The sequence below is a fragment of the Paenibacillus sp. CAU 1782 genome (assembly GCF_054551715.1).
In genome coordinates, this window is sequence record NZ_JBTOLL010000007.1 from 1 (window position 1) to 21157 (window position 21157).

Below are 21157 nucleotides of genomic sequence, written 5' to 3' on the forward strand. Positions count from 1 at the left end.
CCATAAAAGTGTTTGACTTGCTCATTACGTGTTGCTTTATCCATTTGATCCCTTGAAGCATTGCTGCTTCTCAAGGAGATTAAACAGGGCAGTTTCACTCGTTGTTCAGTTTTCAAAGAACAATTATTTTCACAACGTTTGTTATCCTACCATATTTACCACCAAGGCGCAAGTCCTTTTTTAAAAGAAAGTTTTGAGCCCGGTTTGTTTCAGCGGTTATTTATTGGCCGGAAATAGAATATACCATGGGCGGCAATTGATAGTCAACACTTTTTTTCAAAAAAACTTAAAAAGAATACGCAAACCTTACATTGTGCTCTGAATTAGGGAGTGTCGCCCTAGCTCTTGAATTGCAGCTTGGTTAATGCCCGAACCATGGCAGCTCGGTTTTTGGCAAGCTTCATGTAGGCGGGCAAAAAGTGGCTGGCCGTCTTGAGTGGCGCATCCCCGCCTCTGAGCCGCAAGTCTGCTGAAATATAGGAGATCAAATAATTCAGATGCGGCCGGTTGAGCGCCCATATCGCCTTTCCCCGCACGTAATCGGAGAAATATAGCTCCATGCCGAACAAGGGATCTCGTCCATTCCTGATATCCCGGTAATAGCCTCTATACGCCTCGTTTCGCTGCAGCTCGCACTGATTCAAGCTTCCGCAATGCGGACACTCCACATGGATCTGGCTATGAAAGATTTTCATTTTATCCGTCACTTCTACGTTAAACCAGCGTTGGCACAAGCTGCAGTTTTCTTTGGCGCGATACTGGTAGAGAGGCTTCTCCCCTTCCTTCGCATAACAGCAAAAGCATCTCCATTCCACTTTGTTATCCCCTGCGGTTATGCAGGCATAGCCGCCGCAGCGTGCGCATTTAACATCAACAGGCTCGCCCCGCTTCAATACGGAATAAAAATTGTACCTATAAGGGGGTTCATCAATAAAACGCTTCATAAATTTCCTCCCTATTTCCCGCGCTCCAGGAGATTGATCCGGCATAAACATTTCATATAAAGTATAGGTTATGAACACCATTCAAAGTTAAAGGCCGTTAAAATTGCGAGTTCAAAAAATCCGGTTTTCAGTACCGGGAAGATGGAATGAAGCTAGAAATCAAGGAGCGGACTATTTGAACAACCTCTAAAAGGAGACTACACCGCCATGTCCAATGCCGAAGTGCTCGACCATGAATTTGACCGCCTCCGGGAAAAGCTTCCCGTATGGCTCCAGGAAAACCGGCAATTTTGCCGCGATGGGAAAGTAGCCTCCTATATCCCTGAATTGTCCAAAGCGTCAGGGGATCATCTTGGCGTTCACGTCATAGACGCTTCCGGACGCTCCCTTTCGGCCGGCGACTGCGGCGTGACCTTCACCTTGCAAAGCATTTCCAAGGTGTTTACACTGTTGCTGGCATTAATGGATAGAGGCGAAGAGGCCGTTTTCGACAAAGTGGGGATGGAGCCAACGGGCGATCACTTCAATTCCATGCTCAAGCTTGAGCTTGTACAGCCAAGCATTCCGTTTAACCCCATGATCAATGCGGGAGCGATCGTCATTTCATCCTTGATTAAAGGAAACGGCCCAGAGGAAAAATCAGAGCGCATTCTGCAGTTTTTCCGTTTATTGGCGGGCAACGATAAGCTGGATTACGATCACGACGTTTTTCGCTCCGAAACGGCATCGGCGGATTTAAACCGTTCCATGGCGTATTTCCTGAAGGACAAAGGAGTGCTTGCTTGTCCGGTCGATGAGGTGCTTGAGGTTTATTTCAAACATTGCTCCATTAATGCAACCTGCAGCGACCTGGCCCGCATGGCGCTTGTACTCGCCTCGGGCGGACGTGATCCCATTACAGGCACGGCCATTATCCCTCGGCGTTATGTCCAAATCGCCAAAACCTTTATGGTTACCTGCGGCATGTATAACGCGTCGGGACAGTTTGCGATTCAAGTCGGGCTCCCGGCAAAAAGCGGAGTCGCAGGCGGCATTCTTACCCTTGTGCCGGGAAAATACGGCATTGGAGTACTTGGTCCGGCCCTTAATCCCAAAGGAAACAGCAGCGCAGGCGTCCATCTGCTTGAGACCATGTCCAAAGGAATGGACTGGAGCTTGTTCTAGGAGCCATTTTATTCAGGATCAATATGCCGCCCTTTGACGAGGCTGCTGTAGAAGCCGTCGTTCCTCAGCAGCTCCTCAAGGGTGCCTTGTTCGCTTACGGAACCGTCCTGAAGCACGACAATCCGGTCCGCTTGCGTAATCGTATTAAGGCGATGGGCGATAACAAAGCTTGTCCTTCCTTTCATCAAGCGCTGCAAAGCCTCTTGAATTTTGATTTCGGTAACCGTATCGATACTGCTGGTCGCTTCATCGAGCACAAGAACCGATGGTTCGGCCAAGATCGCTCTGGCAATGGCAAGCAGCTGTTTTTGCCCCTGGCTGATTCCCCCGCCGTCCAGCTTAAGCATCGCATCGTAACCGCCCTTCATCCTGAAGATAAAAGAATGCGCATTAGCCAGCTTTGCAGCTTCAACAACTTCCTCGTCCGTTGCGTCCAGCCTGCCGTACCGGATGTTTTCACGGATCGTGCCTTCGAACAGGAAGGGATCCTGAAGCACAAACGCCATATGGGATCTCAGATTTTCGCGCTTAATCGTGGCTATGTTGGCGTCATCCAGCAGGATTTGGCCGGAATCCGGCTCATAGAAGCGGCACAATAGCTGGATCAGCGTTGTTTTGCCTGCCCCCGTTGGTCCCACAAATGCAATAATTTCCCCGGGCGAAGCTTCAAAGCTGACATTGCGGAGCGTTTGCCTCCCCGCATCGTAGCTAAAGGTCACATCGCAAAACTCTACTTTTCCGACTACATGCCGGATTTCGGTCGATCCCGCTTCATCCTTATCCTCCGCCTCTTCATCCATGATTTGAAAGACGCGTTCAGCCCCTGCCACCGCTGACAGCAGCGTGTTCCATTGGTTGGCGAGATCGTTCAGCGGCCGCGTAAACTGTCTGGAATATTCCGCGAAAATAACGATTGTTCCGACCGTAACAGCAGAGCTGCCATTAAGCACTAACAAGGAACCCGCCCCTGCGATCAACGCAAAGCTAAAGTTGTTCAGGCCGTTCATAAGCTTTGGAATAAAGCCCGAAATCGCCTGCGCCCAAAATCCGGACAGATGTATTCTTTCATTAAAGACGCCAAATTGCGTTTTAACCTCATTTTCCCGGGAAAACGCTTTTATAATGCTTTGGCCGGACAACGTCTCTTCCACAAACCCGTTCAAATCCCCGATGTTCCTCTGCTGCGCCTTAAACATGACGCTTGTCCGGTTTGTAATCCACTTCATGCCAAGAAACATCAACGGCACGACCGCAAACGTGATCAGGGTCAAAAGAGGGCTAAGCAGCAGCATCACAACAACGATGCCAACCAGCAGCAAGGCGCTGGAAAACAGCTGGATCAGCGAGCTGTTCAGCGTTGCGCTCACATTTTCGATATCATTGGTGGCGCGGCTCATCAGCTCTCCTTGCTGGCGCTTGCCAAAAAAAGGAATGGGCAACCGATGAAAGCGGGTGAACAGCTCCGTCCTCATCTGCAGCACGACGCGTTGGGAAACGGCGATCATCCAGATGCTCTGAAACCAGACGGTAAGCGATTGAATGCCGTATACCGCGCCCATGGCAAACAAAAAGATGCCAAACCCGCCTTCTCCCCCGTCGATAAACCGGTCGATCGCCACGCCTGCCAAATACGGACCCAGCAAAGAAAGCCCCGAGCTGATCACGATAAGAATCGCGACCAAACCCAACCGGACCCGATGACGAAGCAAATATCCCCATATCCGCTTAACGGTTCCGCCCATATCCCGAGCTCTGGCCTGGCGTTTTTTATCCCCTTTATTGCTGGTGTCTCCACCAGCTTTGGCGGGAAAGGGATACTTAAATGGCTCCTTAAGCTTCTCAAGCATTCCCCACACCCGCCTTTCCATATTGAGACTCGTAAATTCGCCGGTACAACTGCGAGCTTTGCATCAAATCATGATGGCTTCCGCTAGCCAGAAGCTTCCCGTCATCCATGAGCAAAATCGCGTCGGCATTTGCAGTGGAGCTGATTTTTTGCGTAACCAGAAATATGGTGCATTCCAGCTCTTTAAGCTCGGCTAACAGCGCCGATTCCGTTCTGACATCCAGGGCGCTGGTGCAGTCATCCAGCAAAAGAATAGCGGGTTTTCGAACCAATGCCCTCGCAATGGACAACCGCTGCTTCTGTCCCCCGGACAGGTTGACGCCTTTTTGCCCGATAACGGTGTCGTATTGCAAAGGCAGCTTCATAATCGTTTCATGAATTTGGGCCCGCTTTGCGGCATCCTTGATTTCGTCAAGAGAGGCATTCCTTTTGCCCCAAGCGATATTTTCGGCAACCGTGCCTGAGAACAACATGATCTCTTGCGGCACATACCCGATTTGCCGGCGCAAGGTCTCCAGCCTAATCTCCCGATTGTTTATGCCGTCAACCAACACCTCTCCCTCATCGGTTTCGTAGAGCCGGGGAATCAACCCGAGCAGCGAGGTTTTGCCGGAACCCGTAGAACCCATGATGGCGAAGGTTTCTCCGGCGCGCGCCGCAAAGGTTATATCATGAAGCACATTGACATCGGAATCCGGATAACGGAAACTTGCTTGCCGGAATTCAACGGCTCCCTTCAATGGACGCGATATGCCATTGATATTTTCAGTGCTTACGTTGCTTGCGCCGTCTTCGCTGTTTGCGTAATTGACATCGTCCACTCCGTATGCGCTGTCCGCAATGTTTGCTCTGCCCACTCTTTCTACTTTAACAGCGTTGTCCACATTTGTTGCCGTATCGGCAGAAGCAAGCTCAACCTCCGAAATGCGCTGCGCCGACGCGCGTCCCCGGGAAAACGCCACAACAATCATGGACATCAGAGAAAGCGCGCCGGTCGTCCGGGTAGCGTAATTCACAATTGCCACAATTTCTCCTAACGAAGCCGAACCGGTATCAACCCCCACTTTTCCAAACCACAATACCAAAATGATGCATGTATTCATTACCAGCAAAATGATCGGCATCGTCAGCTCCGTAAACCTCAGGGCAACAATCGTCCGGTCGGTCAACTCGCCGCTTGCTTTATTAAATTTGACGCCTTCATGTCGCATACGGACAAAAACGCGGATAAGGCGCATGCCGATCAAATTTTGCTGGATAACGCCATTCACCCTGTCCAGCTGGCTTTGAACGGCGCTGAACAATGACTCGCCCCGCTTCAATACCCAAGCCAAAAAAATGCAAAGAAAAGGCAAGCCGGCAATAAACCACAGCGCCAGCGACGGGTTGACGAGAAGCGACATGATAACGCTGCCAATAACGAACAGGGGAGCCCGAAGCATAATGCGAAGTCCCATAAACACTGTATTTTGCAGCTGCTGAACGTCATTGGTCAACCGGGTAATTAGTGAGGAAACCTGGAATCGCCCGAATTGGGGGAACGAAAAATCCTGAACCTTGCTATAAAGAGATTGACGTAAATCAAAACCAAAGCTTTGGCTGACATGCGCCGCATAGAAGGAGCTCATAATGCCAACCGCAAATGCGATCAGGGAGCATACCAGCATTAAGCCGCCCCAAAACAGCACCGTGTCGCTTCGGTTGGGAACGATGCCTTCGTCAATCATTTTGGCAATCAAATAAGGCTGAAGCAGCTCGACAAGCAGCTCCAGGAACATAAGCAGGACGGCCACAAAAGCCGCCGCTCGGTATTTGGATAAATACGCGAACACAACCCGCAAGCTAACAGCACCTCCCATTCACCATCTTAAAGCGTGCGTTCAATACCTCATTTTCGCAAAGCAGAACGGCCACTTAAATGAAAGACGGCCTTCCTTATTTTACTCGTAATAGACCTTAAACTTGATATCCTGGCTGTAATTGCCGAAGCCGCTGCCATATAACGTCAGCCCTCCCCTGTGAACCGCATCCGGCTTAACGCCAATCCGGAAGCTCCACAGGTTGCGATCCAGCCCGATATTGCCGATTCCGCAGTCCGAAAGCTTTTGTCCGTCAACAAATGTTCCATCCTCCTGAACCGAAATCTGCTTAAGCAGCCCGTATTGATTAATAAACTCAGGCCACCATTCCGGCGAATAACGGCCCCGCTGTTTACCGTAATCTCCCGGGCTGGTCCAGACGCCAAGCGGCATTCCGTTAAGCTCAAAGCTGATATCGGAAGGCCAATGCTCCCTGAAGCCGGGAGCCTCAGAACCTAGTTCCAGAGTAATCTCCACCATGCGCGGACGTTGTCCCGGCAACAAGTAGTTAGGAAGCCTGTAGTCCAGATAGCCGTGGCCAAACCACAAAATACCGGCATGCATGCGCTGCGGCTCCATAAAATAGCGCGGATCATCAAACTGGCCGATCATTCGCTGAGTTGTCGCTATGCCGCAAGTAGGATGCACCTCGCATTCCGAGTAATGTCCGATCGGAACGAAGGTTTCATGATATTTAAGACTGCTGTCCGTTTTTCTGGGCAGCTGTATTTTGATAGAGTGTTCCGAGAGCGTGCACATTTTGTGAGTGCCTCCGTCCTTGCGGACCATTCTGGTTTCCACCAGTCCGGCCGTCTCAAGCTTGCGGATATGCATGGTCACAATAGCGCTGCTCAGGCCTAACGCGGAGGCGATATCTTTGACATTCATGGACTGCTCCGCCAGAAGCTCCACAATGGATAGCCTTACATCACTGGCCAATGCCTCATACAAAGGCAGCCATTTGCGGTCACTGCCCGCTTCAATCATTCCGTTCATCCTTCCCGCGCTGCGGCTTGATTCCTCTTCATTCTCGCATTGTCTTCATAACTTGGTATTTCTATAGTATTGATGATTGGAAATATAGTCAACAATTCCAGTTTCCCATAACCGAGTGTCTAACCGCGCCGAAAATCGGAATACTAATGCAGCATGACCTGTTTATGTGTGTGAACAACCTCGATTAGGGAGATGATCCTTTTGTATCAAAATATCCGTTCTCCGGAAGAGGCTGCTTCGGCTGTGCTTCAAATCGCAAACGCCTTGGCCGATATCGATTCGCTTGCTGTATGCCGCAGCCAGGAGTCGGGTTATTTTGTCATTGCCGCAGTCAATAACCGGGAAACCTGGCTTGCTCCACACGCCTTTTTGCCTCCATTTCGCGACCGCCTTGAGCCGTGTTTGGCTGCGAACGGCAGAACGGCCGCCGCTGGCTGCATTACGACTGACCGGGTGAATGACAGCGTCTGGCTTGGCACATCTCCTCTTGCCGAATCATTGAAGGACAAGTCCCTTCTATATTTGTCCGCGCTTCCTGGCGAAGGAACCCCCAACTATCCCGGTTTGTGTCTGGTCCATTCCTCGCCGATCGCGCTGAAACCGGAAATCAAGCAGGCTTTAAGCAACATGGCATCGCTGATGGCGTACAACGCCGACCTTGAAGCTGCCAGCTTGACGGATAGCCTAACTGGTCTGTTTAATCGCCGATATCTGTCCTATTTGAAGCAAAATGCCGCCGATCGGCATTACAGCGTATTGTTTGTCGATCTGGACAACTTCAAGGAAATGAATGACCGCTTTGGACATGATGCCGGGGATTCAATCCTGATCCAGGTGGCGGAACGACTGCGCTGCAATGTGCGGAAAAGCGATGTGCCGATTCGATACGGCGGCGATGAGTTCCTGATTTTGTTCCCTCATTTGGACCATGAAGAGACGCTGGTGCTCATTACGAATAAAATAGCGGCGGCAATGGAGGAACCCATCGGTATTGGACATTCTCAGGTTCACGTTGGCATTAGCGCCGGAAGCCGATTTCATACAGGCGGCGCACTCACCTTGGAGGAGCTGATTGCCCAAGCGGACCAGGACATGTATGCCGCAAAGCGCAAACGCAAGAGTTAATCGGAACAGCGCCAAATTGGATTCTCCGCTTCATATACCATCCCACTCGTACATACACATGGGTATGAGACATTATTAATGTCCTATCGGGAACTGGATATCGATCGGAGGAATTGGAATGTCATCCACGGATCTTAAAAAGCTGGAATACGCCATTGCTGAAATTACGGAAATCGCAACCGGTCTCGGCCTTGATTTTTACCCCATGCGTTATGAAATTTGTCCATCCGATATTATCTATACGTTTGGAGCATACGGCATGCCCACGCGCTTCAGTCATTGGAGCTTTGGCAAAACGTTCAATAAGATGAAAATGCAATACGATTTTGGACTGAGCAAAATTTATGAGCTTGTCATCAACTCCGATCCTTGTTATGCCTTCCTGCTCGACAGCAACTCCCTTGTCCAGAACAAGCTGATTGTTGCCCATGTACTTGCCCATTGCGATTTTTTCAAAAACAACGCCCGCTTCTCCAAAACAAACCGGAATATGGTCGAAAGCATGACCGCGACGGCGGAGCGCATTCGTGACTATGAAATGGCGCACGGCACGCTGGTTGTGGAGGAGTTTATCGATGCCGTTCTTGCCGTTCAGGAGCATGTGGACCCCTCCATCGTCAAGCCTTACCGAATGTCAAAGGACGATTATATTACCTCCATGAAAAACCGCTCGCCTGCAAAAACAGAACCCCTCTCAACGCCATATGACGATTTATGGTCGCTGGAGGAACGGGATCAGGCGCAGCAGCCGGAGCCGGCAGTTTCCTTTCCTCCCCGTCCTGAAAAGGACATCATGTGGTTCATCGAAGAATACTCCACGGTTCTGGAGCCTTGGCAGCGCGATATTTTAACGATGCTTCGCGATGAGATGCTCTATTTCTGGGCGCAGATCGAAACCAAAATTATGAATGAAGGCTGGGCCAGCTTTTTTCACCAGCGAATTATGCGGGAGCTCGACCTGACGTCCGGGGAAACAGTAGAATACGCCAAGCTGAATTCCTCTGTCGTTCAGCCTTCGCGCCACTCGCTTAATCCCTATTACCTTGGCCTCAAAATATTCGAAGACATAGAGAAGCGCTGGGATAATCCCAATCAAGAAGAAATTGAGCGATTTGGACGGAAGCCCGGACACGGAAGAGAAAAAATGTTTGAGGTTCGCGAGCATGATGCCGACATTTCCTTTATTCGCAATTATTTAACGAAGGAATTGGTGGAGGAGCTGGATTTGTATGTATTCGAAAAAAAGGGGCCGGAATGGAAAATAACCGATAAAACGTGGGAAAATATCCGGGACCAGCTTGCTTATTCTCGCGTAAACGGAGGGTTTCCTTACCTGGTCGTAAAAGACGGCGACTATTTGCGCAACGGGGACTTATATTTATTTCATCAATTTGAAGGCGTGGAGCTGGATTTGAGGTATGTGGAACGGACGTTGCCTTATGTTTACAAGCTATGGGGGAAAAACGTCTATCTGGAAACGATTGTTGAGGATAAACCATTAGTTTTCGTGTACGACGGGAAAAAGGTTAGCCGGAAGTTTTTGTGAGTGTAAACATCACCCCCACGGACCAATCCAATGGGGGTGTAGTTTTGGCCAAAAATCCAATTTGCCGCTTTAATTGGTGCCAAGATTATTTATTAAATTGATAATTTCCTCATGTGATTTAAAGGGCTTGGAATAAACTACTCGTGGCATGATTAATATTTTATCTTCGTTTTTAATTCTAACAATCGGTTTAATTGAAACAAATTCATTTATCGTTTCGTCATATTGAAATTGAAACTCAAAAGCTTTTGTTTCATTAGCATTTAAGCACCGATCAACAGGATTATCGAAATTATTAAAATCTCTTGATGCAGTAATATCTATATCAACTAAAATAGACAAATTGATGTACATATCTGCAATACAAATATTATTGATGGTTTCATTTTTCATTTCACTCCTATACCAATCAAAAACGCTTCCTTGAACAGAATGTTTGCCTAATGAAATTTCATCATATCTTTTACCGCTATCAATAACATCAACTTTTATTTGACCAATATTATACGTGAACTCATTTTCCGAGTCTTCAATAACAAATTCTGTTAGAGAATGTTCACCTATTGATAAACCACTAATTCTCAGAACATACGTTAATAATGAGTATTCACGTTCGACTTCACTTTCAATTTCGTTTATCAGAGTAACCGGATATTCTATCCCATTTTCACTAACAAATTTATACTTTTCAGCTGTAGAATCTTTTTTTCTTTTTTCATTTTTATTAAATTCGATAAATGACAAGTCAATATTTATTTGCTCGTCAGAGAACATTGCTAAATATGAATCCCACTCAACAAAGAATTTTTGATTGTATTCTTTGCTCTCTACATTCAAACTTTGTTTAGAGCATGATGGGGTAATCATCAGTATTAATACCAGCAATATTAGTAAGCTTTTTATAGTTTTATTGCTCATTCACAACTTCACCCTTAAATATACTTATTTAGGTAAAAATTAATACTTTAAAATTATTTATATTAAAAATTTATATTCCAACTAAATGTACAAGCCATCTTTGAGCGCTGTCTCCAGCTCACCATTAATAGATAACCCAATAAGAGGTTATGCAATATTATGAAGCTTTAATTTACATATTGACATAAGTCCTCTTATCGGATTCAATACCTTAAATAGCAAATCTCATAGAACAGGCTTAAAAGTTAACAGATAAATCAATAATCCAAGATAAATAATTATTGTCGCTTCAAAATAAGGGAGTATTAAAACAATATTAGCTTTTAAATGATAAATTAATTATGTTTCCCAAGAATAAAAATGATACTTATACCATTGTTTCGACCATCCAGTACCATAATCTGTCTTTATTGTTGTAGGTGAAAGCGCCCAGTCAGTTTTAACATTAAATTCTTTAACATGAAACCAATCTTGATATCCAATATGAACGGTTTTATAAGGATTAACATCCGACGAATAAGCAAAAGACTTTTCGGTTGACCATGTAGAGTTATATCCAACTGCAGCATCAATAACATTTTTAGAAAATCCAATATCTACATTCCATCCATTACTAACAACCCTTGTTATTGAGAAGCTTATATTATCCATGGATGATTTTCCATTGTATCCACTTGAAACCTCACCCACATCTGTATATCCATCATAAGTATTAAATATATTAATAACTTCATGAACGTGTGGTGTTAAACTGATATGGAATGGAGTAATTATGTTATCAATGGCTAGTTCATCAAGAATGCCGCCTGGACTTTCTAATACCCCGTTATCTGGAGCAGTACCAGGAGTTGGACGTTCTGTTGAATTACCATATTCAGCATGAGCAAAAACTGTGGAATTCAATGAAAAAATCAGTAATAAACTTAACATTAAAATAGTTGGAAGTTTCAAAAAACGCTAGTGCCTCACAATAAATAACACTAAAAAAAGGAGCTTGGTTGCATTTTCTTAAAAAAATTCCACAAAATTGGGCTCATAACAGAAATCAGTGCTTGCCTATAACCGAGATGAGAAAATGTGGGACAGAGGGGTATTCCGATAGCTGTTAAATCCCGATTTGATCACCGTACTTACCTTTTGTACATGAGCAAGCATGGTCTTCCTCAAACTTACGAGTAGTAATAAATAACGTTCATCTCATACATAAAAAAACTCCCCCACCTGAAAAATCTGGCATGGCTTATGTATAGGATTGCATGCATACGTTGCGGCAACGGGGCCAAACTAAGCCGGAAAGATCATCACACCATGAAAGGGAGTTTGCTGAACCATGAAAAAAGCAGGATTGCTTGCCATTATTATGACTTGCTTTACCTTCGCCATCGCGCTGCCGGCAGCCAGCGCACACAATGGCGTAGACGCATTAACCGCTAATGTTTCGCAAATGGACAATGCGGCTAACTACAACCGCACCTCTACCGATGGCAATATGATGAACAGAGCCGAAAATAACTTGAACCGTGGTATGAACCGAATGGAAAATGGCATGAATCGCGCCATGAACAATGTCGAAAACGGCGTAAATCGTACGTTTGGAACGGACGGCTATGCAGGAACAAACCGTGTCAACACGATGAATAACGGCCGTTACCGCACCAATGCGGCAACGACAACGACTGCGACAACGAATCGGAACTTCAACTGGGGCTGGCTTGGACTTCTGGGCTTGATCGGTCTTGCCGGCATGAGAAGCCGCGACCGCGACCGCGCGTAAATTTCAGTACAGCCAATAAAAGTGCGACAGCTGAGATAAAAAACAACAAATCCTCCAAACCGCCGCCGCGAACGGACGAGTTTGGAGGATTTGTTTGATAGCTGGGCTTTATTTGCAGCTTCTGATTTTTGTTTTTATAATAGTTGAAACTTGTTTTATCGTCTGATCTGGGTTTTCGCAATATCATCAATCAACTCGTTCATTGTTCCGTTTAATGCCGCAATTCGCACACGGTCGCCGGAATCCAATGCTTTATGGTCGCCGCTTTGAATGATTCGGTATAGCTGCGCATCGGCGGTAACATGGTAATTATATTCGCCGTATTGCGAGTGCAATGCGGATATGACTTGCTTTTCAATGATGCGGCGATTTCCGTTTTGTTGAAGCGTAATGCCCACGGCAACATCGGTATCCGTCATCAGCACAACGGCGGATTCAACGGCGGGAACAGCTTCCGCAATAGCAGCTAATTGACTCGGCGTCACTCTGGTTCCTGCATTGCTTCCGTTTTCCATGCCGGTACCCAATGGCTGCTGACGGCCATTTAAACCTGGCTGCCCGTCATTCAAAGCCCTCGGGCTGCCATTATCGCGGTAGGATAACGGGGGGCGGTCTCCTTGGTCATTTAACGCTTCCGGGGAGACATAATGGCTTCGGCGGCCATCCTGCAGTGATTCATAATTGTTTCCATAGTTGTTGCCGGTGTCCCCGCATCCCGCGGTTGCCGCTAGAATTAATCCCAGCATGCTTAAAGAAGCACCCAATTTTATACTCCGTTTCATATTTCTGCACCTCCGTATACGAATTAACATGTACAGAGATGCATATTTTAATACATTTTACTCCTCCAGCTTTCGGACATCAACGACCACGCTTAGCCGCTGTTCTCCCGTCCCCCGATAAACACCTTTAACGGGCACGATATCTTTATAATCCCTGCCATGCCCCAGCTTCACGTAACGCTCGCCGACGGGGTCCGCATTGGTGGGATCGAAGCTGCACCAGCCCAGGGAAGGAACGTATGCCTCCACCCATGCATGGGACGCCTGCTGAAAATCCGCATTGCCCCCCTGCAGGTCGCCGACAAAATGATAGCCGCTCACATATCGCGCCGGAATGCCGACCGATCGGGCTGATGCAATCATCAGATGGGCGAAATCCTGACATACGCCGCGCTGGCGTTGAAACATCTCGGAGGTCGTTGTTTCGACGGTCGTAGCCTCGGGATCATACTGAAACTGCTCCCGGATCAGGCTGCTTAGTCCGCTCAGCCAATCCAGCACGCAGTGGCTTCCCTCGGCGCCCGGAGGCGGCACCTGAATCCCGTTGGCAAAAGCTTTGACCTCCGGGGTTATGAATGTATACTCCGTTTCAAGCAGAAATTCCGCATAGCGATCCCCCGCTTCATCGCTCCTCAGCCATCTCCAGGAGTCCTCCATGGAGCAGCGGTTCAGATATTGGCTTCGCTCCTCCTCGCTGCGAGCCCCTTTGGTCACGACGGTCATGGCCGTTTTGATCGCCAGCCGTTTATGAGGCCCATTGACGGAGAAGGAATGAACCCGATTGCCAAAATAGTCCTCATAGCTAAACAAGGAAGCGTTAGGCTCAATGCTGATGGATTGCTGATAGCAGGATTGGCGCTCATTGGTGCTTGGCGTCAGCCGGATTTCATTGACACTGTCCGTCACGCTGTCCGGATATTCGTATTGCGTGACATGCGTAATGTGCAGCTTCATGCGCTTGCCTCCCCCATGCGAAAAAAGGTTTTGGCAAAAAAAGTGCCCAGCTGCTGAAACGAGTTCAGCAAATGGAGAACAATCGCTCCTTCAGAATCGATTGCCAGATCATCGCGTTCCAGACAGGCCAGATCTGCCCGCATCTTGCCTACCTGCCGCAGGATCCGGTCATGCTCAACCCGGAGAGCGCGATCCTGCAGCTCAATGGAGCGCATATGGTCATCCAGCATATATAGAGCGAATTGAAGCGAACGCGGAAATACGCTGCTGAGCACCACAAATTCCAGAATCGCATGAACGGATAGCCCATCGGCATAATAACGGCGGAAAGCCTGGTAGCCGCTGACCGATTTAAGCACCGCCTGCAAATAGGGATAGGCATCTGCGTTATTCCAGCCTTCGTGAGCCGAGGTCAGCATGGCAGAGCGGATAATGCGAAGGGTGTTTTCGCCGCGTTCCAAATAACGTCCGCATTCAATAAAATGCCATTCATTTTCTCTCGGCATGACGGATTGGCTTAATCCCTGGAACTGTGCGGTCCATTCCTTGATTTTGCCATAGAACAAATGCGGCGATTCCCTCATCATTTCATCCGGCTGCTTCTCCCTCAGCCAAAGGTAAAAGGCGTTGGTTGTATCCCACAGCTCGCTAGGCAATTTTTCGCGAAGCGTCCGAACGTTGGCCCGGGCATGGCTGACGCAAGACACCAGCGAGTTGGCGTTGTCGCGGTCCAGCGTCGTGTAATACAGCACATACTGCTCGGTATAGGCCCCATACGTGTTTTCGTAGGCTTCGCGGCTCCCTAACGCATCCACGATGCGATGCCACTTGGAATAATGCCCTTCCGTATCCCCGTCGGACTGGGATTCAATCAAAGCATCCTGATCCATTTGCATATGATAATGCACGTCGATCAGCCTGGCATGATTTTCAGCGCGCTCCATATATCTTCCAATCCAGAATAAAGCCTCCGCATTCCGATTCAGCATAAGAAACCCTCCCTAATTCATCGGTTAAGCACCCAGGTATCCTTCACTCCGCCGCCCTGCGACGAATTGACGACTAACGAACCCTGCTGCATCGCCACTCGGGTTAAGCCGCCGGGTATAACATGACTTTCATTGCCCATCAGGGCAAATGCTCTCAGATCGATATGTCTTGGAGTCATGGCTCCATCTACCATCACAGGCGCTTGGGAGAGTTTCATGGTGGTTTGGGCAATATAACGGGAGGGCTCGCGCTTGATGGCTTCGGCAAACGCCGCAATTTCCTTGGATGTTGCGCTGGGACCAATGAGCATGCCGTAGCCCCCTGACAGAGAGGTTTCCTTGACAACCAGCTCGCCGAGATGCTCCAGCACGTATTCTCTTTCTTCCTTGCGCGTCAAAATATAAGTTGGCACATTGTGGAGAATCGGCTCTTCCTTCAAATAATACCGGATCATATCCGGCACATAGGCATAAACAGCCTTGTCATCCGCTACGCCCGTTCCGGGGGCATTGGCGATCGCTACATTGCCGGCGCGATATGCATTCATCAAACCAGGCACTCCAAGCAAGGAATCCGGATGGAAGGACAGCGGGTCCAGAAAATGATCGTCGATGCGCCGATAGATTACGTCGACCTGGCGCAAACCGCGCAAATCGCGAAGGTAGATTTTGTGATCCTTATAAACCAGATCGCGTCCTTCTACAAGGTGAATGCCCAGCTGCTGAGCCAAAAAAGTATGCTCGTAATATGCGGAGTTATATGCCCCAGGCGTCAGAAGCACAATAAGCGGGTCGGTTTTTCCGTTAGGCGCAAGACTGCGGAGCGAGCTCAAGAAACAATTCAGGCTGCGGTCAATGCTTTGCACGGAGCTTGCGAGATACAAATCATGAAATAATTCGCTCATCAGCGTTCTGCCCTTGAACAGGTACGAAAATCCGGACGGCGAACGAAGATTGTCCTCCAGCACGAAATACCGTCCCTTCTCATCCCGAATCAAGTCGATGCCGGAAGCGGTAATATAAACCCCGCCGGGCACCTCCAGACCTGCCATTTCCGGACGAAAATAGGTGTTGGAAACAATCATCCGCCTTGGGATTACGCCATCCGTTACGATGCGCCCTTCATGATAGATATCATGGACAAAGGCGTTTAGCGCCTTGATTCTCTGTTTAACCCCCCGGTCAACAAGCTCCCATTCATGCTTTGGAATGACGCGCGGAATAAAATCAAAGGGGATGGTGCGCTCCAGCGGTTCCTTTTGCGATTCGCTGTAGAGCGTAAAGGTAATGCCTTCCTCCAGCATCCGTTGATTAATGGCCTGCTGCCTCATGGCAAGCTCCGCCGGCTTCATCGCTCCGAACAAGCGATGAATAGCTCCATAATGAGGGCGAACGGAGGAGTCTCTGTCGTACATCTCGTCATAAAACGTTTGTGCATCGTAAAATTGAGCTTGCGACTTTTTGGCCGTCGACATGACAACCGCCTCCTTCTTGATGGCTGAAAATACTGATCATCTGTTTTTAGCCTGTCTCTCCCTCAACATCACCTCAAATTATGTCAATTAAACGTCTTAAAACCTAACATTATATACTCAACTATAGTTGATTGTTAGGATTATCATACAGGATTCCAAATTTTGTGTCAACTTATTTGACATGAAAAAAGAGGAGCTCGGCAATCGAGTTCCTCTACTGGATGAAATGTTGGCTACCGGTTAAGCAAGCTGCCCACATACCTTAGAAGCTCATTGGCGCAAACCGGGCAATACAGATGGTCGTCGATCAATCGTTTGGTTACTTCATTAATGCGTTTGAGCTGGTTTTCGTCCGGCGTTTTGGTTGATGTCGTGATTTTTACAATATCCTTAAGATCCGCAAACAGCTTTTTCTCTACCGCTTCCCTTAACCGCTCATGGCTTGTAAAATCGAACTTTTTGTTTTTGCGGGAGTAGGTGGATATCCGAATCAGGATTTCCTCGCGGAATGCTTTTTTGGCGTTTTCCGAAATGCCGATTTGCTCCTCAATGGAACGCATCAATCGCTCGTCGGGGTCCATCTCCTCTCCCGTAAGGGGATCTTTAATTTTGAGCCAGTTGCAATAAGCTTCAATATTGTCGAGGTAATTTTCGAACAGCGTACGCGCGGATTCCTCAAAGGAATACACAAATGCTTTCTGGATTTCTTTTTTGGCGAGCGTATCGTATTCTTTGCGAGCAATCGATATAAAATTCAAGTACCGCTCCCGCTCATCCTTCGTTATAGAAGGATGCTGATCCAATCCGTCCTTGAGCGCCCGCAGAACGTCCAGGGCGTTAATGCACTGCATATCGCCTTTAATAAGCGCGCTGGATATACGGTTGATGACATAACGGGGATCGATGCCCGACATGCCCTCTTCGATATATTCATTTTGCATTTCCTTCAAATCCGCTTCTTTGAAGCCTTCGACCTCTTCGCCATCGTACATCCGCATTTTTTTGACTAAATCCATGCCTTGTTTTTTCGTTTCCTTCAATCTGGTCAAGATGGAGAAAATCGCCGCAGCCTTCAGGGCATGCGGAGCAATATGGATATGCCTCATATCGCTCTGGGAGATCAGCTTGGCGTATATTTTCTCTTCCTCCGACACCTTGAGATTATAAGGGATAGGCATTACGATCATGCGGGATTGCAGAGCCTCATTTTTTTTGTTGCTGATGAAGGCTTTGTACTCCGACTCGTTCGTGTGGGCGATTATGAGCTCATCGGCGCTAATTAACGCAAATCTGCCCGCTTTGAAATTGCCTTCTTGCGTCAGGGATAACAAATTCCACAGAAACTTCTCATCGCATTTGAGCATTTCCTGGAACTCCATCAAGCCCCGGTTCGCTTTATTCAATTCTCCGTCAAACCGGTACGCGCGAGGATCGGATTCCGAGCCGTATTCCGTAATGGTGGAAAAATCGATGCTTCCCGTCAGGTCGGCAATATCCTGCGATTTGGGATCGGAGGGACTGAATGTCCCGATTCCCACCCGGTTATCCTCGGAGATAAACACCCTCTCCACCTGCACGTTTTCGATATTGCCGCCATATTCCGTCGCAAGCCTCATCTGGCATGAAGGGCACAAATTGCCTTCAATGCGAACATCAAGCTCCCTCTGGATTTCCGGTCTCAGCTCATGCGGTATGAGGTGCAGCGGCTCCTCGTGCATCGGGCAGCCTTTAATCGCGTAGATTGCCCCGCGTTCCGTTCTCGAAAATTTCTCAAGCCCTTTTTTGAGCATCGTTACAATCGTAGATTTCCCCCCGCTGACGGGTCCCATCAGTAGCAGAATCCGCTTGCGCACATCCAGCCTCCTGGCCGAGGAATGGAAATACTCCTCCACCAGCTTTTCGACCGCGCGATCCAGACCAAAAATTTCCTGCTCAAAAAATTTGTACGTCTTTCGGCCGTTATTCTCTTCGATACCGTACGACTTCATCATTTCGTATACACGCGAATGCGCAGTCATGGCAGGAGAAGGATCGTTTTTCAACAATTGAATATATTCCTTAAAGCTCCCGCTCCATGCCAACCTTTCACTTTCCGCCTGATATTGCGATATCCGTTTAAAAATATCCATGTCGTGCCTCCTCCCGCATCTTCCGCTTTCCCTGTCTCTGTTTGGAACTTGCACTTTTTAATGAAGTATTAAATACCTATGCTTATTCGAGCCGGAAATTGACCACTATTTTGTTACCCCTGCTATAATAAAAGAGAATGCATATAAGTTGAACAATAGCAACAAGTGACAGGCCAGGGTGTGAATGGTTCTGGAGAAAAGCGTATGCTTACGAAGTGACGTTCTTCCAGAACGTTTCAAGCGTTCGCTTGTGTTCCCGGATTTCACCATTAGCCCCAATCATTCAGGGAAATCTGGGAACAACTGCGATCGTAAGAACTTTTCACACGCCGGCCCCCTTCGCTGATATTCTTTTGTTCAACTTATATAGGAAGGTTCCGGGAAAGGAGAAAGAACGCAATTGGCCGTGGCAAAAGAGGAAGAGCTGTATCCGCCCATCAAGAAGTTTTATGAAGGAATGGGCTTTGAGGTAAAAAGCGAGGTGATGCATTGCGACCTGGTTGCGATTCATCCCCAGCACGGTGAAACAATCATCGTTGAAATGAAAAAAACGTTCAATCTCGCCTTGCTGCTGCAAGGGATTGAACGCATGCGCTTATATGCCAACGTCGTTCTGGCCGTGGAGCGAAACCGCAAAAAAAGCGGCGCGCACAACCAGCGCTTCGGGGATTTGGCGGAGCTCTGCCGGATGCTTGGGCTAGGCCTTATGACTATTACCTTTTACAAAACAAAAGCTCCTGTCATAGACATGTTAGTGCAGCCTGGCGATCCCCCCGTCAGAGGAAAACGACCCAGCAAGCGCAATCGGCTTCTGACGGAATTCCGGGAGCGAAGCGGCGATTACAACGTCGGCGGCAGCACCGGACGCAAGCTTGTTACCGCCTATCGCGAAAAGGCGCTTCGTTGCGCTTACGTGCTACAGCAGAGCGGTCCCAGCGCCCCCAGAGAGATTGCCGCAGCAACCGGCCTCAGCAATAGCGGACAGATGCTGCGGGCGAATTACTACGGCTGGTTCCAAAGGGTAGAACGCGGAAAATACGCCCTGCTGCCGCAGGGCGAGGAAGCACTGAAAGAATATCGCGATGTATTGGGAAATTGGGCCGAAGGCATCAGCTTCGGGCCGTGAACTCTCCGATCGCTTCCGCAAAGCGGGCAACACCTGCAGCAGTGCGTTCTCCCGTGTTATGCGTAAAGTTCAGACGGGCCGTATTGCGTTTGGGGGAAGACGCATAAAACGGGCTTCCCGGCACAAACGCCACGCCCTTCTGAACGGCGCAACGCAGCAGCGCCTCCGCATCCAGTCCCTCCGGCAGCTCCAGCCAGAGAAACATTCCGCCGCGGGCTTTCTGCCATTTAACGCCCGGCAGAGCCGCCTGCTCCAGCAACCGGTGCATCTCCAGCATGCGGCTGCCGTATTCTCTGGAGATGGTTGCAATATGTCCATCCAGATCAAAAAAGCTCAACAGCTGGCTTAATATTTGCTGGTCCAGCATGCTGGAATGCAAATCCGCTGCTTGCTTCGCTTTGGCCGCCATCGCCATAATGCGCTTGTCGCCCATAGCCCAGCCCGTGCGCAGAGCCGGCGCCACAGTTTTGGAGAAGCTGCCCGTATATACAACAATGCTGTCCTGAGCCTTTCCTTCCAGCGAAAACAATGTAGGAATGGATTCCTCCGGATTAAATTTAATGTCTCCGTAAGGATCGTCTTCGATAATCAATACTCCGTATTTACGGCAAATGTCCAGAATAGCCTTGCGGCGCTCCACGCTCCACACTCGTCCGGTAGGATTGCCAAAAGTCATTACCGCGTAAAGCAGCTTGGGCTTATGGCGTTTAATCATTTCTTCCGCATATTCCGGTATCATGCCGTCTTCATCGCTTTCCACCGCCGCCGTCTGAACGCCGTGAAGAGCAAATACCTGGAGGCTCGACAAGTAGGTCGGCATTTCGACCAGCACCGTATCGCCAGGCTCCGTCAGCACGCCCACCAACTGATAAATTGCTTGTTGAGAACCCGTTGTAATAAGCATTTCATCCGGATTTACCGGCATGCCCTTCCTGCCCATCCGTTCGCAGAGCTGCTCCCTCAGAGGCGTGTAGCCTTCTGTCAGGCCATATTGCAAAACGCCGGGACCGGACCGAAAAACGCGATCCGACGCCTCGCGGACGGCGTCTACCGGAAACAGTTCCTCAGCGGGCAGTCCGCCCGCAAATGATATCATATCTTTGCCTTGCGTCAGCTTTAGAATATCTCTAACCGCGGACGATGTAAGCTGTGAAACTCTGGATGAAAATCGGTATTCCATATCGGTTCGCCCTCTCCGTCAAAATGCTGTCTTCTTTCCTCATATCCTATATCATATCAAGGTGTTCGTTACATTTAAAGTTTTCTTTTTCGCCACAATTGGGTATAATGAACATAGTTCATTGGAGGTGTCTAAGGAATGAATTTCTGGATCGTGATGACTGTTTTGGTTTTATTCCTTACCGCGATTTTGACCAGTTCCTATAATGACGACAAAACAAGCGGATTGTAAAACCCTGTTTGAAACAAATGAAGCTTTCCGGTCAGCGATTGCTGGAGCCGGAAAGCTTCATTTTTTTTGTTTCTAAAATTCTGTTCAAAAAGTTCGGTTTTCAGTGCCGGGAAGATGGC

The 21157-nt window shown here is 48.4% G+C and carries 17 protein-coding genes; 5 read left to right on the plus strand and 12 right to left on the minus strand.

Features of this window, described 5'->3' with window-relative positions; translation table 11 throughout:
- Positions 1 to 338 precede the first annotated feature (338 nt).
- The gene (locus ACX93W_RS15935; protein WP_459393361.1) at positions 339 to 944 is read right to left on the minus strand and encodes a hypothetical protein; all 606 of its coding nucleotides are present in this window, start codon (positions 942 to 944) and stop codon (positions 339 to 341) included.
- A gap of 207 nt (positions 945 to 1151) precedes the next feature.
- On the opposite strand from ACX93W_RS15935, the gene glsA reads away from it, so the two are divergent.
- Positions 1152 to 2108, plus strand: coding sequence for a glutaminase A (gene glsA / locus ACX93W_RS15940; RefSeq protein WP_459393362.1), 957 nt, complete (start codon positions 1152 to 1154; stop codon positions 2106 to 2108).
- Between the two features lie 8 nt (positions 2109 to 2116).
- On the opposite strand, the gene ACX93W_RS15945 is transcribed toward glsA, so the two are convergent.
- The 3 genes from ACX93W_RS15945 to ACX93W_RS15955 form a co-directional block, all read right to left on the minus strand.
- Positions 2117 to 3955, minus strand: a complete 1839-nt coding sequence (locus tag ACX93W_RS15945; RefSeq protein ID WP_459393363.1) for an ABC transporter ATP-binding protein — start codon at positions 3953 to 3955, stop codon at positions 2117 to 2119.
- On the minus strand, positions 3948 to 5795 hold the full coding sequence (locus ACX93W_RS15950) for an ABC transporter ATP-binding protein (RefSeq protein WP_459393364.1): 1848 nt from the start codon (positions 5793 to 5795) through the stop codon (positions 3948 to 3950). The genes ACX93W_RS15945 and ACX93W_RS15950 overlap by 8 nt, the downstream gene beginning before the upstream one ends.
- Positions 5796 to 5894: 99 nt before the next feature.
- Positions 5895 to 6800 (minus strand): ArsR/SmtB family transcription factor, encoded by a 906-nt coding sequence (locus tag ACX93W_RS15955; RefSeq protein ID WP_459393365.1) that lies wholly within the window; start codon positions 6798 to 6800, stop codon positions 5895 to 5897.
- Positions 6801 to 7010: 210 nt separating this feature from the next.
- Here ACX93W_RS15955 and ACX93W_RS15960 point away from each other — a divergent pair, with 210 nt between their 5' ends.
- Together ACX93W_RS15960 and ACX93W_RS15965 are read left to right on the plus strand one after the other, a co-directional pair.
- Positions 7011 to 7934 carry a GGDEF domain-containing protein gene (locus ACX93W_RS15960; RefSeq protein WP_459393366.1) on the plus strand — a complete coding sequence of 308 codons (924 nt, stop codon included), beginning with the start codon at positions 7011 to 7013 and terminating at the stop codon, positions 7932 to 7934.
- Positions 7935 to 8052: 118 nt separating this feature from the next.
- Entirely contained in the window at positions 8053 to 9480 is a 1428-nt protein-coding gene (locus ACX93W_RS15965) for a SpoVR family protein (protein ID WP_459393367.1), read from the plus strand.
- A 69-nt stretch (positions 9481 to 9549) separates the two neighbouring features.
- Here ACX93W_RS15965 and ACX93W_RS15970 read toward each other — a convergent pair whose 3' ends face one another.
- Together ACX93W_RS15970 and ACX93W_RS15975 are read right to left on the minus strand one after the other, a co-directional pair.
- Complete coding sequence (locus tag ACX93W_RS15970; protein WP_459393368.1) at positions 9550 to 10398, minus strand: hypothetical protein; 849 nt, start codon at positions 10396 to 10398, stop codon at positions 9550 to 9552.
- A 339-nt stretch (positions 10399 to 10737) separates the two neighbouring features.
- Positions 10738 to 11349 (minus strand): hypothetical protein, encoded by a 612-nt coding sequence (locus tag ACX93W_RS15975; RefSeq protein ID WP_459393369.1) that lies wholly within the window; start codon positions 11347 to 11349, stop codon positions 10738 to 10740.
- 379 nt (positions 11350 to 11728) lie between these two features.
- On the opposite strand from ACX93W_RS15975, the gene ACX93W_RS15980 reads away from it, so the two are divergent.
- A complete protein-coding gene (locus tag ACX93W_RS15980; protein WP_459393370.1) occupies positions 11729 to 12172 on the plus strand; it encodes a WGxxGxxG family protein in 444 nt (147 codons plus the stop codon).
- A 155-nt stretch (positions 12173 to 12327) separates the two neighbouring features.
- On the opposite strand, the gene ACX93W_RS15985 is transcribed toward ACX93W_RS15980, so the two are convergent.
- The 5 genes from ACX93W_RS15985 to ACX93W_RS16005 all read right to left on the minus strand — a co-directional run bounded on the left by ACX93W_RS15985 (position 12328) and on the right by ACX93W_RS16005 (position 18501).
- The gene (locus tag ACX93W_RS15985; protein WP_459393371.1) at positions 12328 to 12954 is read right to left on the minus strand and encodes a YhcN/YlaJ family sporulation lipoprotein; all 627 of its coding nucleotides are present in this window, start codon (positions 12952 to 12954) and stop codon (positions 12328 to 12330) included.
- Positions 12955 to 13011: 57 nt separating this feature from the next.
- Positions 13012 to 13908, minus strand: a complete 897-nt coding sequence (locus ACX93W_RS15990; protein ID WP_459393372.1) for a transglutaminase family protein — start codon at positions 13906 to 13908, stop codon at positions 13012 to 13014.
- The gene (locus ACX93W_RS15995; RefSeq protein WP_459393373.1) at positions 13905 to 14897 is read right to left on the minus strand and encodes an alpha-E domain-containing protein; all 993 of its coding nucleotides are present in this window, start codon (positions 14895 to 14897) and stop codon (positions 13905 to 13907) included. The genes ACX93W_RS15990 and ACX93W_RS15995 overlap by 4 nt, the downstream gene beginning before the upstream one ends.
- A 17-nt stretch (positions 14898 to 14914) precedes the next feature.
- Positions 14915 to 16372: a circularly permuted type 2 ATP-grasp protein gene (locus ACX93W_RS16000; RefSeq protein ID WP_459393374.1), complete on the minus strand. Its 1458-nt coding sequence runs from the start codon at positions 16370 to 16372 to the stop codon at positions 14915 to 14917.
- Positions 16373 to 16605: 233 nt separating this feature from the next.
- A complete protein-coding gene (locus ACX93W_RS16005) occupies positions 16606 to 18501 on the minus strand; it encodes a PrkA family serine protein kinase (RefSeq protein ID WP_459393375.1) in 1896 nt (631 codons plus the stop codon).
- 406 nt (positions 18502 to 18907) lie between these two features.
- On the opposite strand from ACX93W_RS16005, the gene ACX93W_RS16010 reads away from it, so the two are divergent.
- A complete protein-coding gene (locus tag ACX93W_RS16010) occupies positions 18908 to 19627 on the plus strand; it encodes a DUF2161 family putative PD-(D/E)XK-type phosphodiesterase (protein WP_459393551.1) in 720 nt (239 codons plus the stop codon).
- Here ACX93W_RS16010 and ACX93W_RS16015 read toward each other — a convergent pair.
- Positions 19611 to 20807, minus strand: a complete 1197-nt coding sequence (locus tag ACX93W_RS16015) for an aminotransferase-like domain-containing protein (protein ID WP_459393376.1) — start codon at positions 20805 to 20807, stop codon at positions 19611 to 19613. The two genes, ACX93W_RS16010 and ACX93W_RS16015, sit on opposite strands and share 17 nt — an antisense overlap.
- Positions 20808 to 21157: the final 350 nt, after the last annotated feature.